Source organism: Myxococcales bacterium (assembly GCA_016716835.1).
Lineage (GTDB): Bacteria > Myxococcota_A > Polyangia > Haliangiales > Haliangiaceae > JADJUW01.
In genome coordinates this window covers 774,078-787,589 of the sequence record JADJUW010000002.1, presented here as the reverse complement: position 1 = coordinate 787,589, position 13,512 = coordinate 774,078, and the positions used below count along the sequence as shown (strand labels likewise).

Here is a 13,512-nt window from a genome sequence, read left to right as displayed (position 1 = left end):
TTTGGGGGGTGGATTCCCGCCTCTGCCGGTCAAATTAGACCCAACCGCGGGCTGGCGCGTTGATGTCCCTTTGGAGGCATGAACGCAATGAAACCAGGACTACGCGCAATTTGTTTTTCGGCCATTTTTGCAATCGCGATGTGCACGCTTTGGAGGCAGCCGACGGTGTATTCCAAGCTACTAACGCCCGAGCTCTTTGACGACGAACACTATCTTGGCCCGGCGGTCCGCCACAAAAACCTCACCGTGAGGCCGATTTTTTCAATCGCGCCCAGCCGCGATGGATCCGACTACCTAACCCTCGACGAGGCCTTTGACCGCAAAAAAATCACGATCAGCGAACTCGAAAACGACTCGGTCAATACGCTGACGGCAACCAACCTCGCGGACGGCCCGATCTTTGTTATGTCGGGCGAGGTGATCTTGGGCGGCAAGCAAGATCGCATCGTCGCCAAGGACATGCTGATTCCGGCAAAATCCACGGTGCAGCTCGATGTCTTTTGCGTCGAGCACGGGCGCTGGAGCGAAGAAGGCGGCAGCAACCGCTCGTTTCGTACCGCCAAAAAAATGGCCCACACCGACCTGCGCGCCAGCTCGAAGTATTCGAGCCAAGGCGCGGTCTGGGAAAAGGTTGGCCGCAAGAACACCGCACGCAAAACCGAGAATTCGACGGATACCTTTCGCGCCGTGGCGGACGACAAACAAACCAAGAAAGCCGTCGACGAATATATCGCGGTCCTCGGCGCTAGCCTGGCGCGGCATCCGCGCGCCGTCGGCTTCATCGCCAGCTACGGCGATGACCTCAGCACGGTCGAGATATTCTCGTCGCCCGCGCTCTTTGCTAAAATCCGCGGCAAGCTCATCGAATCGGTGGCGCTCGAGGCCGTCGACGCACCCGAGGCGAAAAACTCCAATGAACCAACGGCGGGCGGCGTCGCCGCGTTTCTCAAGGAAAGCGAGGCCGCGCCAGCCACGACCGCCGTTGACAATGCTGCCGCAGTTTCGGAGCAAAAAATTGGCGACGTCACAGGGTCAACAACCGTGAAGTCGAAAACCTCCGCCAAGCCAGTCTACAAATCGACGCAGAAGAAATAGCGCGGCCGCCCCCGCGCTTCAGCGATCAATACAGCGGCTCGCCATCGAACGCGCCGCCGTCGCCGCAGAACGACTCGGGTGCGCGATCGTAGTGATCGGCGATGAACTCGGCCATGGTGGGTGCGTCGAGGCACGTTGCGGTGTAGTGCACGCCCCATGCGACGGCGGCCACCTGCACGTCAACTGGCAGCGCCGGATCATGTACGAGGAGCAGGCGATGGTGCACGGGTGCGGCACAGGCTTCGTCGTCGGGCGTGGCGAGGATCACATCCTTTAGCCCCTGAACCACATCCGGGCACGGCTCATCGCAGCGATACGCCAGCACCACGCCGCCGTGTTCCAGGTTGTGGACCCAATGCACGCGCGGCAGATTTTCATAGGCGCGGTTCCAGCCTGCCCAGGCCGGCGAGTGCGGCCCGCTGGTGGGAGGGTTGCTGTTCCAAGCGGCGGGATCGACGTCGTCGCTATGCGGTGACGGCAACGTCTGAAACTGCTCGATGAAGCCACACGTACCAGCCGGCTCGGGCGCAGCGGATGACGGCTCGCTGTTGCACCCGACCACGAGGACCAAACACGGGAGACGTCGCTTCATCTTCGGAGTGTAGTGCAGGTGCGCGAAATTCTACCGCCTCTCGCGGTAGGAATTCGACGCATCTCTTCGTTGCTGCCGGACGCCGCGGCGTGCCAGAAATGGCACGCGCCTTGCTTTCGTTGCCGCTATGCGAAGTGCCGCCCGTTTCATTTCCCTGTTGTTTGCCACAATGCTTGCCACGCTGAGCTGGCAAAAAACGGCAAGTGCCTGTGGCGGTGGCAGCAGACGGTAGGCTTATCTTGGTTGCTGGCACCACGCTGCTCGATATTCCAACTGCTGCAATGGGCGTTGGCGACGTGATAATGGCCGCATCAAAACGTGAGCCAACTCGCGGCTATGCCATAGCAGAAACAATTATCAGTGTTCCGACCCTGGTCCTGAGCGGGGGGTGGACGATTGACATCCTAAGCCGCAATCGCCATGAGGATGCACTAACCCTCGCGGTGATATCGGTCGCCATGTCGTCGCTCACCCTGGCGCATGGCATCAAGTGGATGCGCATTCACAAGCGACGCCGTCTCGAAGCGCAGTATGCCGCACCCGGCATGCAGGCCGCCGCGCGCATGGCGCCATATGCCGAATCGAGTCGCCTTGAGGCCTCGTGGCAGCTCGCGACCATGCCGGTCTCTGATGGCAAATCGATCGGCGCCGGCGTTGGCGTGGTTGGCCGGTTCTAACCACAATTCACCTGACAAATGTCTGGAATTCAACACAGCGGGAAAAACTGCCGCGAGTTCTAGGCCCTCGCAGCTTGGCACAGCGATTGCTGTTTGGACCCGACATGACGAAATACGTGCTTCGCATCGCATTGCTCCTCGCAGGTACCGCGGCCACCCTAAGCTGGCAACAAACGGCAAGTGCCTGTGGTGGCGGCGGAGATGACGGTGAAATCCTCGCGCTGGCCGGTTTAGTGTTGGTGGTTGAGGCGGCGCCGATCGGATTTGGCGCGGCAGACCTCGCGATGGCCGCAAAGCGCAGGGAACCAAGCGCGACCTACGGCGTTCTCGAAGCGACACTCAGCGTGCCAGCGCTGATTCTCAATACCGCGGTGGCCGTGGAAATATTCGAAGATGCAAACGAGGACTTTGGCACCAAGCTAATGGGTGTTGCGATTGTTGCGCTCCCTACCCTTACGTTCGTGCACGGCGTAAAGTGGGCAGTCAACGGCCGCCGCCGCACGCGCGAACGGCCGGCAACAATTCACACCGGCCCCCCGGGCTTGCATGCCACGCTCGAAAATCCAACCGCCGCATTAGCTGAGTCAAGGCAACCCCAGTTTATGATGCAGCTTGCGACCATGCCGGTCTCAGATGGAAAATCGATTGGGGCTGGTGTTGGCGCTATTGGTCGGTTCTAACCGCAATTCACCAGCATTTGTCTAGATTTCAACACGACGGGCAACGCTGCCTTGAGTTCTTGCCACCCTAAGGTTGGCACATCGATTGCTCTTGCGACCGGCATGTCGAAATACATGCTTCGAATCACATTCCTTGTCGCCTCGATCGTCGCAACGGTTGGCTGGCATCAACCCGCCAGTGCTTGTGGCGGTGGGGGTGGCTGGGGGGGAGGAGGCGGCGACGAGGGCATCATTGCCTTGGCGGTCCTCATTGAGGTACCGCCACTCGTGTTCGGGATGGCAGATCTCGGCAGGGCATCACAGCGGCGCGAACCCACCGCAGGATATGGTGTGGCGGAAGCACTGTTTAGTACGCCGGCGCTCATCCTAAATACGGCGCTTGCGGTAAGCGTCCTCGAAGATGAGTATGAAGATGGTGGTATCAAGCTGCTGGCGGTGGGGTTCGCCGCTCTCCCCGCGCTGACATTTGTGCACGGCGTAAAATGGGCGGTGAAAGGCAAGCGCAAACAGCGCGTGCAACCTCAAGAAATCCACATGGGACCTCCGGGGCTGCATCCCGCGTCAGCTAACCCAATCGGAGCATTTGCGGAGTCGGAAGAACGCCAGTTTCAAATGCAACTCGCGACGATGCCGGTCACCGACGGAAAATCTATCGGCGCTGGTGTTGGGGTACTGGGGCGGTTCTAGGCATCGACAACTGCCACCACAGGAGATGAAGGTTCGCAACTATTGCCCCAGTGCACGGACTTGGTTCCAACGCAGGCGCGTCGCGCTGGAGTCTGCGTACACCTTAACCTAAGTTACAGTCCCATTAGCCCACGCATTATTAGGCACTTCGACCCCAAACCAGTGGCGACTAGCGAAGTCCCTTAAGCCATCGAAAGGACACTAACCGCCTGAATTCAAAGGGCCGTTCCGATGGTACCTAAATTGCATTTTGTTTCCTCATGATGAAACACACTAGCGCACTCTCGGCCGTAATGGCCTCCTTGGTTCTCTCAACGTCTTTGCTCACCGGATGCCTCGGCACCGGCGACGACGACTTTGACGACGACCAGTCCGCCGAAGAAGACAAAGCCGGGCCCTTTAAGTTGGCGAGCGTGAGATACGGGTGGAACCCAGGTGGCGGTATTTGGATCACCGCGGTTGGCAGTAAGCGTATCAACATGGCCGAGATCATTGGCCGCGACGGCGAGGTGATCGCGTCGGCGGATCGCGACAACCGGACCTACGACAAGAATATTCGATTAGATGCGATCACCACTATTGCAGCGCTGAACGCGGCGCCCTTAAAGGTGCGCGTAACCCGCGGCGACCAGGTTTCCGAAGAAGAAATAACTCTGTTACCAAAAGTCTGGGGTCTCGGTAACGCGACATTTTATGCCACGACGCCAGAAGTGATTTCAGTTCCTGCCGTAGTAAACGGCGCGATCACACTCGACGTCACATCGATTTCTAACGATTTTAACGGTTTGGTCGCGACGCAAGGCCCACAGGTCAACGATGCCACGACTATTTCACTAGCGGTCGAACAACTTCCAGCCGCCCCTGGCTTGACGCAATCCTATCGAATCACATGGACGCACGAGCAGTTCGTTTCGATGCTAGCTTACTACTACGAACAACCATTCGTAAAGATTACGTTGCTCAAAGACGGTCAGCCGTTCGGTAAGAAACAATTTCGTGTCAATATGGAAGGCACCTATATCGACTAACTAACACGCTCCCGCTTTGCGGCAGTGTCAGAGTTCATGGCCGTAGGCGACAACGAGGTCCGCGATGAGTCGGGCCATTTGCTGCGAGAGCTGCACGGCGCTGTGTGATACGCTAAAGTTATGTACTGGCACCAAGCATTGGCTGAAGATGCCGCCATCCTCCTTTGCCGGCGCGAACTGTTGCAATTGGTCGGGCTGATCGCGATGTCTGGTTGTCGCGGTGAAGCACCGCCACGCAAGGCGACGCCCGCAAGCACTAAGCCTACTAAACCCATCGCGACGCTGCCGTGGTCGCCCGCGGTTCATGCATCCCTCGCCGCGGCCTGCGACACCATATTGCCGCTCGGTGCTGCGTCGGCCGTTGGGTTCCCTGGCGCGACGCAAGCTGGCGTCATTGACTACATTGCAAAGCAACTTGCCCAGCCCCCGTTGGCTCGCTTGGCCCCTGCGCTGATTGTGTTCGCCGCAGCGCTCGACGAGTTTGCGCGGGCCCAAGGCTCCTTGTCGTTTGCACAAGCAACGCCATCGGTGCGACAAGCGGCCGTTAACGCGCTCGCCACTGGTACGTTGCCAATCAAGCTGCCTCAACGCCCGCTTTTTACGGTGTTGCGCAGCCTGACGCTCGAAGGGCTGCTCGCGGATCCTTCGCATGGAGGCAACCGCCAAGGCGTGGGATGGACGGCAATCGGGCTACCCGCGACTTCACAAGTCCACCATCATGGGGATCTGTCGACAGGGCCATGACGTCGAAGATTCCAGGCGGCGATCAGATGTTCGATGCCCTCGTGATCGGCAGCGGCGCCGGCGGCGCCGTGGTTGCGCACGAATTGACCAAGGCGGGCATGAGCGTTTGCATGGTCGAAAAAGGGCCGCACTATCAATTGCGAGATTTCGTCCACGATGAGGTAGATATCTGCCGTCGCACGTTTTTTGTGCCCAGCCCCGCGGACGAACCAAACATGGTGGCACTCGATAGCGCCCCCGCCGAGCGCTCGGCCAACGGCTGGATCTCGTGTTGCGTCGGCGGCGGCACGGTGCACATGGGCGGCTATTTCTTTCGCATGGCACCAGAAGATTTCCGCCTCAAGTCCGCGTTTGGCGAGGTTCCTGGTAGCTCGCTCATCGATTGGCCCATAGGCCATGCCGAGCTTGCGCCCTACTACGACGAAATCGAAGCGCTCATCGGCGTATCGGGGCCCGCGTCTGAAGCCCTGCCACCATCGCAGCGACGTTCGCTGATGCCGCCAATGGCACAACACCAGGCGGCCAGCATGCTCGACGACGCTGCCAAAGCGAGCGGCGTAAACCTGTTTCAGACGCCGCGCGCGATCTCCACCATTGCCAAAGATGGTCGCGGCGCCTGCGTTTACTGCGGCTATTGCGCCAGCTACGGGTGTGAGGTCGGAGCAAAGTCTTCGACCTTGGCGTCGCTCGTCCCCGACGCGCTCGCGACCGGCAAGCTTACGTTACTCGCCAATACGATGGTGCGCGCCATTACCATGGGGCCCAGCGGCTTGGCGTCCGGCGTACTCGCCTGCCCTGCCAACGGTGGCCGCAATTTCCGACTGCTCGCAAGGCGCGTCATCGTCGCCGCTGGCGCCATCCAAACCGCGCGCCTGATGTTAGCGAGCAAGTTGCCACTGACGTCGGACCAACTAGGCCGCAATTTGTTATTTGCGACGCAAGCGCAGGCATCGGCCGAGTACGAGCTGCCGCATGCCGCGTTTGCCTCCGGGCGCGAGTTTCCCTTTATCGATCGCGCAACGACCGATTTCTATGACGTCAAGAAATCGATCCGCCACGACGGCGGCGCCTTGTACAGCCGTGCCGGCACGCTGCTATTTATGCTGCCACACGTTAATCCGATTTTCCAAGCCGAACAGGCCATCGTGCAGCATGATGCGGCGCGCGCCGGCGGCTCGGAGGCGACACGCGATGAGACCGCACCGCTGCTGTGGGGCCAGGCCCTCACCCAGCAATTGCATCGCCATTTCGTACAGACCAAACGTCTCGAGATGGAAAGCTTCGCCGAGTTTTTCCCCAATGCAGGCACGCGCATCACGCTCGACCCGACCGTGGTCGACAAATTTGGCTTGCCTGTCGCTCGCGTCGAGGTCGAGCTCCACGAGGCCACCAAGCGCGCGAGCAAATTCTTGTTGGCACGCGGGCGCGAACTATTGGAGGCAACAGCGCCTGCCTCAGTCGCAACCTTGCGCGAGCACGACGTGTATTGGCCTCTGCAGGCCGGCACCGCGCGCATGGCCAGCAGCGCCAAGGATGGCGTTACCGACCGCGACGGCCGTGTATTTGGCATTGCCAATCTCTATGTCGCCGACGGCGCCGCCTTGCCCACCGGCGGCGCCGCGCCATTTACGCTGACGATCATGGCCAATGCGCTACGCATCGCGCGTGGGTTAGCTAGCGCTGGGCGCTAGCCGAACATGGGCCTTGGCGACCACAAATTGCGGACTTACACGTAAAACAAGCTAGGAATTAAGGCGTCCGGCGCAAATACAAAGTTGTCTGCTTGCCGCGCCAAGCTTTAGCTTCGCAGCCTATGAAGAAAACAGTGACCAAGAAACTCCGGCTTAAGACGTTGCAACTCGCAAAATTGGCAGACGTGACCGGCGCCGGCATCACCACGGGGCCAAACGCGTGCACGATCACCACGATTCCGTCGATTAAGGGTGATTGTCCGGACTCCGTCAACATTTGCCCGGTATCGATGTGCCCGGACGACGACTGCTATAAAGGCGACGAACCGACCTAGTCGCGATACGAGGCGTCGACGCGATCTAGCTTGCGCAGTAGCGCTGGCCAGGCGATGGCGCCCGACATGCCCTTGGTCACCAGGGCGATGTTCTCGCGCACGCCGGCGACGATGCGTGGATCGACCGAGATGAGCTCGGCGCCGGCGCGCGTCGCGGCGATTTGAATCTCGCAGGCCTTCTGCAGATTATACATCAGCAAGAAGGCGTCGGCGATCGTCGCGCCCACGGTCAGCAGGCCGTGATTGCGCAGGATCAATGCGGCGTGGCCTCCGAGGTCACGCTGCAAACGCGGCTTCTCATCGTCCGACAGCGCAATGCCTTCGTAATTGTGATAGCCAAGCGAGGCCAGCGCGACGGTCGCTTGCTGGGAGATTGGCAACAGCCCGCTCGCTTGCGCGGCGACCGCTACGCCCGCGGTGGTGTGGGTGTGCAGCACGCACGCGATGTCGTGGCGAGCCGCGTGCACCGCGCTGTGAATGACAAAGCCTGCCGGGTTGACGAAGTGCGGGCTCTCCGTGAGCTTGCGCCCGTGCTCATCGACCTTGATCAAAGACGACGCCGTGATCTCGTCGAACATCATCCCGTACGGATTGATCAAGAAGTGGTGCTCGTCGCCGGGCACGCGGGCGGAAATGTGCGTGAAAACCAGGTCAGACCAACCAAAGGCGGCGACCAGGCGATAGCAGGCGGCGAGGTCGACTCGAAGCGCCTGTTCGGCGGCGGACATGGGGGGTGTCGTCATGCGCGCGACTATGCCGACACGCCCTAGACCGCGGCTACCTAATTTTCGACGAATCGGGCTTAGCTTTGGGCGGCCACGGAAAAAAAGCGCTCGTCGTGGCGATGTAATGGGCATAGCCAGGGCGCCGACTGCCGATGGTTGACTCTAGCAGCGCCACGCCCGACACGCGCAGGAGCAAAAACGTCATGATGGCGGGACCGATGAGGGCCCAATAAGCGCCGATGCTGACCGCCCATAGACCGAGGCCCCACCAAAGCACAAAATTTCCAAAGTAGTTAGGATGGCGGCTAAAGCACCATAGGCCGGTGTTTAGCACCTCGCCGCGCTTGGTGACATCGGCGCGAAAGCGCACCAGCTGGGCATCCGCCGCGGCTTCGATAAATATGCCGATTAGCGCGATGCCCGCCGCGAGCGCGTCCCACCGGCCAAGTGGCCGTGACGGATCAGCCGCACCGTCGACGATAATCGCCCACGCAGGCAACGACACCACGGCCACCAACGTCGCCTGAAACCAAAACACAATCGCCAGGCTCTTGTACCAAAAGCCAGGGTCCCACCGCCGACGAATCGCCTGGTAGCGCGCGTCCTCGTCATGGCCGATCAGTCGCCGCGCTAGATGGGTGCCCAGGCGAATTGCCCACACCAAGAGCACCGCCACCACCAAGCCGCCGCGCCAGCCGCACGCACCGGCTCTCCACGCCATCACCGCGGCGCCAAGCGCAAAGGCCGGCGCCCACGCAATATCGACAATGCTGACGTTGCGCACTCGCACGCTGACAAGCCACAGCACCGCCGCCGCGGCCCATAGCACGGCAAGCACCATCGGTGCCTCGTGCCACACGCCGGCCCAGCTCGTCATATCGCCTGGCCCGACGTCGGCATGTCAAACACGAGCTGCATGCTGCGAATATAGCGCTCGGCAAAGCCGCCTTCGCAATACTGCAAATAGTAATCCCACATGCGCCAGAACGCCTCGCCGCGCGTCGCGACGACTTCGGCCCGGTGAGGCGCCAGCGCCTCGCGCCACAGCTGCATGGTGCGCGCGTAATGCGGCGTTTGATCGTCGAGGTCGACCAGCTGCAGGCGCGCCGACTTGCCAGCTCGCACCAATGCCTCAACCGATGGAATGCAGCTGCCTGGAAAGATGTAGCGCTTAATAAAGTCAGCCTCGTCGCGGACGCTATCAAATAGCTCGTCGCCGATGGTGATCGCCTGCATCGCGAAGCTACCACCCGGGCGCAAGACGCTGGCGACCTGCTGCATGTACGTCGGCAAGAACCGCGCGCCCACCGCTTCAACCATCTCGATCGACACCGCCTTGTCAAAGCGGCCTGTCAGATGGCGATAATCGACATCGAGCACGGTGACGCGATCGGCCAGGCCCTCGCGCGCCACCCAATCCTGAGCGTGGCGATGTTGTTCGCGCGAAATGGTGGTGGTGGTCACGCGGCAGCCATAGGTCTTGGCGGCGAACACCGCCATCGATCCCCAGCCTGTGCCAATCTCAAGCAAGTGGTCGCTCGGGCCCAGCGCCAACTTTTCGCCGAGGCGGCGCAGCTTGGCAAGGCTGCCCTGCTCCATCGTCGCCTCTCCGCTTTCAAAATAGCCCGCCGAATAGGTCATCGTCGGATCGAGCATGCGCGCGAAGAAGTCGTTGCCTAGATCGTAGTGCTCGGCGATATTGCGCTCGCTGCCGCCGCGCAACGTGTTTTCGCGCGCGCGGTAGACGTGGCGCGCCGCCGCCAGGCCCACCCGTGCGACGCCGGATTCGAGCGCGCTTAGCGCCTCGCTATTGCGCGCGAACACGCGGACGAAATCGGCGATGCTCGGGATCTCCAGCCACCCCGCGATATAGCTCTCCGCCAGCCCGAGCGAGCCGCCAAGCGCCACGCGCAACCACGCGCGCTCATCGAGCACGCGGATCTGCGCGTGCAACCCATCGGTGGCGGGGGCGCCAAACGTCGTGACCCCGCGCGCATCGGCCACGTCGAGCACGCCGTGCCGCAGCCCCGCCAGCCCTCGCAACACGAGCTGCCGCGCGACGCGCGTCGATATCGGGCTGCGCGCGGCGATCGATTCGAGCGCGACGGGCACATGATGAAATCCGCTTGTAATCATGGAACACCTTGTGGTTGGGATTTTGGATGCGAAAAGAAGGGGACGCGCTTGGCGAGCAGCCGCGCAGCTTGGAGGTAAATGGCCGCATGCGCGCCAAGACTCGCCAGCGGCTGATGCCACCGATGGCGGGCGAGCCCCGCAGCATTTAAAGGCTGTCGCGCCAGCTGTAGGCCGACGTGAAACACCTGCTCGCCGCGCTCGAGGTTAATCATCTCGACGCCGAGACGCTCACCCGGGCGATCAAATCGCCACGCATAGCGCTGATCCATCGCAAAAAATGGCGAGACGTGAAATTGCTTGGGCATCTCGGCGGCGACGCCACCGGCGGGCTGCGGCTGCGCCGAAACGTAGCAAAAGCGCTCATTCCACGGCGTGTTGTTGATCTCCGCAACCACCGCAAGTAGCGCGTCGCTGGTGCGATCGTAGCAATAGTAGAACACCACCGGATTAAATACGTAGCCCAGCGTGCGCACGAACCCGAGCATCGCAATGCGGCATGGCTGCTGGATGCCGTGGCGCCGCAACACCTCGTGCACGGCCTCCGCCAACGGCGTCGCGGGGTCACCGAGATAGTCGCTGCGGCGATAGGTCACGAGGCCAAACCGCCGATCACTTAGCACGTCGGCTTCGATCAGCGACGGCAGCTCATCGAGGTCGAGATAGAGATAGCTCACATCATACGCAAAGCCATGCGCCACCGCCCCCTGTCGCTGGTGCCACACCCGCCCCTGATAGATCGCGCTACGCACGTGCCGCGCCGCCTTCTAGCGCCCGCACCACCTGCAGCGCGCTCCAGATGCCGTCTTCGTGAAAACCGTTGCGCCAATATGCGCCGCAATACGAAATGCCCTCGTGGTCGATCACCTCGCCATGCCTTGCCTGCGCCGCCACCGTCGCTTCGCTGAACACGGGATGCGCGTATTCAAAGCGGGATATCACCTTCGCCGGATCAATATGCTCTTCGTAGTTGAGCGACACAAAATAGTCTTGCGAGGCCGCCAGTGGCTGCAGCTTGTTCATCCAATAGGTCAGGCAGGCGCCGCCGACGTGCGCGGCGTCGAGATGCACGTTCCACGACGACCACGCGACGCGGCGTTTCGGCATTACGCCGGCATCGGTATGCAGCACGGCGACGTTGGGTTGATAGCGAAACTGCGGCAACAGCGCGCGCTCGGTGGCGGTAGGCGCCTTCGCCAAGGCAACGGCCATATCGGCATGACAGGCCATCACGACGTGATCGTACGCGGCCACGTCGATGCTGGTGGCCACCTCGACCTTGCCGCTTGGCAACCTGGTCACGGCAACCACGCCCGCGCCGAGGCGCACCTCGCCGGCAAACGCCGCCTGCATCGCGCGCACATAGGCATGCGCGCCGCCGGCGATGGTGAACCACGGCGAGCGGCCGGCGACCTGGAGAAACCCGTGATTGGCAAAAAAGCGCGCCATAAACCGCGCCGGAAACGCCGCGGCCGCCGGCGCATCGGCCGACCACACCGCGCGCACCAACGGTTCGAGATGGTCTTCGTAGAAGGCCGCCGAGAAATTGTGCTGCGCCAACCACGCAGCCAACGTCAGCTCGGCCGGCGCGTCGACCAAGGCCGGCGCGAGGCGATAGAACCGCCGCAAATCGGCGAGCATGCGGAGAAATCGCGGCGAGGCGAGATTGCGCCGCTGCGCGAACAGCGACGCCACGCTGGTGCCGGCGTATTCAAAATTGCGTGCCTCGCTGCGCACCGAAAGCGTCATATCGCTTGGAGCCCAAGCGACGCCGAGCTCGCGCAAGAACGCCATAAAGTTGGGATAGGTCGAGGTATTAAAGACGATGAAGCCGGTATCGATCGCGATTGGCCGCGGCCCCTCCTGCACCACCACCGTATTGGTGTGGCCGCCGAGCTTGGGCTGGTCGCAATAGAGGACCACCTCATGCGCCTGGCCGAGATAATGCGCCGCCGCCAGACCGGCGATGCCGGCGCCCACCACCGCGACCTTCATGCCTGCGCCCGCGTCGCCGTCGTCGTCGAAGCGGCCGTCAAAGCGGCCGCCGCGCGCCGCCGCAGGCGCCAATGCACGACCTGCCACTGCTGGCCGCCGTCAAAGCCAAATTGCTCGGCACACGCCATGAAGAACATGCGCCACCGCTGCGCCGCCCGCGCAGGTGCCGCCTCGCCGGCCGCCGCAAAAACGTCCTCCACGGCGGCGCGATTGTGATCCAAATTTGCCAGCCACGCCTCGGCCGTTTTCTGATAATGCGTGCCATCGACCTGCCACCGCGCCTCGACCTCAAACGGCGTCTTTAGCCTATCGATCAGCGCCAGCGACGGCATGATGCCGCCCGAGAAAAAATGCCGCCCCATCCAATTATCGTCGCCCTCGGCCTCAAAGGGATAGAGATACGTCTGGTGCGCGAAGACGTGGATAAACATGCGGCCATCCGGCGCCAAGGCATCGTCGACGCGCGCGAGTAACGCCGACCAGTTGCGCATGTGCTCAAACATTTCGACCGAAACCACGCGGTCAAACGGCCCGTACTGAGCTGGCAAGAAGTCGTTCATGTCGGCGGTGATCACCGTAACGTTGCTCAGCCCCCGTCGCGCGAGCTCGCCCTCGATATAGGCCCGCTGCGACGGCGAGTTAGAAACCGCGGTGATCACGGCGGCTGGGTAGTGCTGCGCCATCCACAAGGTGAGGCTGCCCCACCCGCACCCGAGCTCCAAGATGCGTTGGCCGTCGGTCAGCTCGGCGCGGGCGCACGTAAGCGCCAGCATGGCGGCCTCGGCCTCGCCCAGGTGCGCCGCGCCTGGCTCCCACAAGCAGCCGCTGTATTTTAGATGCGGCCCCAGCACGAGGCGATAAAACTCGGCGGGCACGGTGTAGTGCTGCGCGTTGGCCTTCTCGGGCACAAGCGCGATGGGCGCCCGCGCCATCGCCCTCAACAGCTCGTCCGCGTGGCCGCTCACAACCTGCCGCCGCTCATCTCGCAACCGCGTCGTTAGCAGGCGGCGAATGCCATGGCGAATTAACCAATCCGGGGCGAGCGCTGCCTCAGCGAGGTACGTGGTTAGCATGATGCGCCACTATGAGGCGACTTTGTGCTTTGGCAAGCCGGGCGCGACGCCCGCCAT

The 13,512-nt window shown here is 61.9% G+C and carries 15 protein-coding genes; 8 read left to right on the top strand and 7 right to left on the bottom strand.

The window, feature by feature from the left end; translation table 11 throughout:
• Window positions 1-87 precede the first annotated feature (87 nt).
• Window positions 88-1,095, top strand: a complete 1,008-nt coding sequence (locus tag IPL79_18225) for a hypothetical protein (GenBank protein ID MBK9072915.1) — start codon at window positions 88-90, stop codon at window positions 1,093-1,095.
• 25 nt (window positions 1,096-1,120) lie between these two features.
• Here the strand turns inward: IPL79_18225 and IPL79_18220 are convergent, their stop codons facing one another.
• The gene (locus IPL79_18220; protein ID MBK9072914.1) at window positions 1,121-1,687 is read right to left on the bottom strand and encodes a DUF3105 domain-containing protein; all 567 of its coding nucleotides are present in this window, start codon (window positions 1,685-1,687) and stop codon (window positions 1,121-1,123) included.
• Between the two features lie 215 nt (window positions 1,688-1,902).
• Between IPL79_18220 and IPL79_18215 the strand changes: the two genes are divergently transcribed.
• The 7 genes from IPL79_18215 to IPL79_18185 all read left to right on the top strand — a co-directional run bounded on the left by IPL79_18215 (window position 1,903) and on the right by IPL79_18185 (window position 7,529).
• Window positions 1,903-2,364 (top strand): hypothetical protein, encoded by a 462-nt coding sequence (locus tag IPL79_18215; protein ID MBK9072913.1) that lies wholly within the window; start codon window positions 1,903-1,905, stop codon window positions 2,362-2,364.
• A 104-nt stretch (window positions 2,365-2,468) separates the two neighbouring features.
• Window positions 2,469-3,044, top strand: a complete 576-nt coding sequence (locus IPL79_18210; protein MBK9072912.1) for a hypothetical protein — start codon at window positions 2,469-2,471, stop codon at window positions 3,042-3,044.
• A gap of 102 nt (window positions 3,045-3,146) precedes the next feature.
• Window positions 3,147-3,731 (top strand): hypothetical protein, encoded by a 585-nt coding sequence (locus IPL79_18205; GenBank protein MBK9072911.1) that lies wholly within the window; start codon window positions 3,147-3,149, stop codon window positions 3,729-3,731.
• A 260-nt stretch (window positions 3,732-3,991) separates the two neighbouring features.
• Entirely contained in the window at window positions 3,992-4,759 is a 768-nt protein-coding gene (locus IPL79_18200) for a hypothetical protein (protein ID MBK9072910.1), read from the top strand.
• Window positions 4,760-4,879: 120 nt separating this feature from the next.
• Window positions 4,880-5,503 carry a gluconate 2-dehydrogenase subunit 3 family protein gene (locus IPL79_18195; GenBank protein MBK9072909.1) on the top strand — a complete coding sequence of 208 codons (624 nt, stop codon included), beginning with the start codon at window positions 4,880-4,882 and terminating at the stop codon, window positions 5,501-5,503.
• Complete coding sequence (locus IPL79_18190) at window positions 5,500-7,194, top strand: GMC family oxidoreductase (GenBank protein MBK9072908.1); 1,695 nt, start codon at window positions 5,500-5,502, stop codon at window positions 7,192-7,194. The genes IPL79_18195 and IPL79_18190 overlap by 4 nt, the downstream gene beginning before the upstream one ends.
• A gap of 122 nt (window positions 7,195-7,316) precedes the next feature.
• Window positions 7,317-7,529 (top strand): hypothetical protein, encoded by a 213-nt coding sequence (locus IPL79_18185; GenBank protein ID MBK9072907.1) that lies wholly within the window; start codon window positions 7,317-7,319, stop codon window positions 7,527-7,529.
• On the opposite strand, the gene IPL79_18180 is transcribed toward IPL79_18185, so the two are convergent.
• Genes IPL79_18180 through IPL79_18155 form a run of 6 tightly spaced genes read right to left on the bottom strand, consistent with a single transcriptional unit; the run spans window position 7,526 to window position 13,455 of the window.
• Window positions 7,526-8,272 (bottom strand): class II aldolase/adducin family protein, encoded by a 747-nt coding sequence (locus IPL79_18180; GenBank protein ID MBK9072906.1) that lies wholly within the window; start codon window positions 8,270-8,272, stop codon window positions 7,526-7,528. The genes IPL79_18185 and IPL79_18180 overlap by 4 nt on opposite strands.
• 34 nt (window positions 8,273-8,306) lie before the next feature.
• The gene (locus tag IPL79_18175; protein MBK9072905.1) at window positions 8,307-9,131 is read right to left on the bottom strand and encodes a DUF1295 domain-containing protein; all 825 of its coding nucleotides are present in this window, start codon (window positions 9,129-9,131) and stop codon (window positions 8,307-8,309) included.
• Window positions 9,128-10,390, bottom strand: coding sequence for a class I SAM-dependent methyltransferase (locus IPL79_18170; GenBank protein ID MBK9072904.1), 1,263 nt, complete (start codon window positions 10,388-10,390; stop codon window positions 9,128-9,130). The genes IPL79_18175 and IPL79_18170 overlap by 4 nt, the downstream gene beginning before the upstream one ends.
• Window positions 10,387-11,139, bottom strand: a complete 753-nt coding sequence (locus tag IPL79_18165) for a DUF1365 domain-containing protein (protein ID MBK9072903.1) — start codon at window positions 11,137-11,139, stop codon at window positions 10,387-10,389. Before IPL79_18165 ends, IPL79_18170 begins: the two co-directional genes overlap by 4 nt.
• Window positions 11,132-12,469, bottom strand: a complete 1,338-nt coding sequence (locus IPL79_18160; protein ID MBK9072902.1) for an NAD(P)-binding protein — start codon at window positions 12,467-12,469, stop codon at window positions 11,132-11,134. The genes IPL79_18165 and IPL79_18160 overlap by 8 nt, the downstream gene beginning before the upstream one ends.
• Window positions 12,379-13,455: a class I SAM-dependent methyltransferase gene (locus IPL79_18155; GenBank protein MBK9072901.1), complete on the bottom strand. Its 1,077-nt coding sequence runs from the start codon at window positions 13,453-13,455 to the stop codon at window positions 12,379-12,381. The genes IPL79_18160 and IPL79_18155 overlap by 91 nt, the downstream gene beginning before the upstream one ends.
• Window positions 13,456-13,512 lie beyond the last annotated feature (57 nt).

Coding starts and splice junctions, on each gene's coding strand:
- IPL79_18225 (MBK9072915.1), top strand. CDS start 88: ATGAAACCAGGACTACGCGCAATTTGTTTTTCGGCCATTTTTGCAATC.
- IPL79_18220 (MBK9072914.1), bottom strand. CDS start 1,687: ATGAAGCGACGTCTCCCGTGTTTGGTCCTCGTGGTCGGGTGCAACAGC.
- IPL79_18210 (MBK9072912.1), top strand. CDS start 2,469: ATGACGAAATACGTGCTTCGCATCGCATTGCTCCTCGCAGGTACCGCG.
- IPL79_18205 (MBK9072911.1), top strand. CDS start 3,147: ATGTCGAAATACATGCTTCGAATCACATTCCTTGTCGCCTCGATCGTC.
- IPL79_18200 (MBK9072910.1), top strand. CDS start 3,992: ATGATGAAACACACTAGCGCACTCTCGGCCGTAATGGCCTCCTTGGTT.
- IPL79_18195 (MBK9072909.1), top strand. CDS start 4,880: ATGTACTGGCACCAAGCATTGGCTGAAGATGCCGCCATCCTCCTTTGC.
- IPL79_18190 (MBK9072908.1), top strand. CDS start 5,500: ATGACGTCGAAGATTCCAGGCGGCGATCAGATGTTCGATGCCCTCGTG.
- IPL79_18185 (MBK9072907.1), top strand. CDS start 7,317: ATGAAGAAAACAGTGACCAAGAAACTCCGGCTTAAGACGTTGCAACTC.
- IPL79_18180 (MBK9072906.1), bottom strand. CDS start 8,272: ATGACGACACCCCCCATGTCCGCCGCCGAACAGGCGCTTCGAGTCGAC.
- IPL79_18175 (MBK9072905.1), bottom strand. CDS start 9,131: ATGACGAGCTGGGCCGGCGTGTGGCACGAGGCACCGATGGTGCTTGCC.
- IPL79_18170 (MBK9072904.1), bottom strand. CDS start 10,390: ATGATTACAAGCGGATTTCATCATGTGCCCGTCGCGCTCGAATCGATC.
- IPL79_18155 (MBK9072901.1), bottom strand. CDS start 13,455: ATGCTAACCACGTACCTCGCTGAGGCAGCGCTCGCCCCGGATTGGTTA.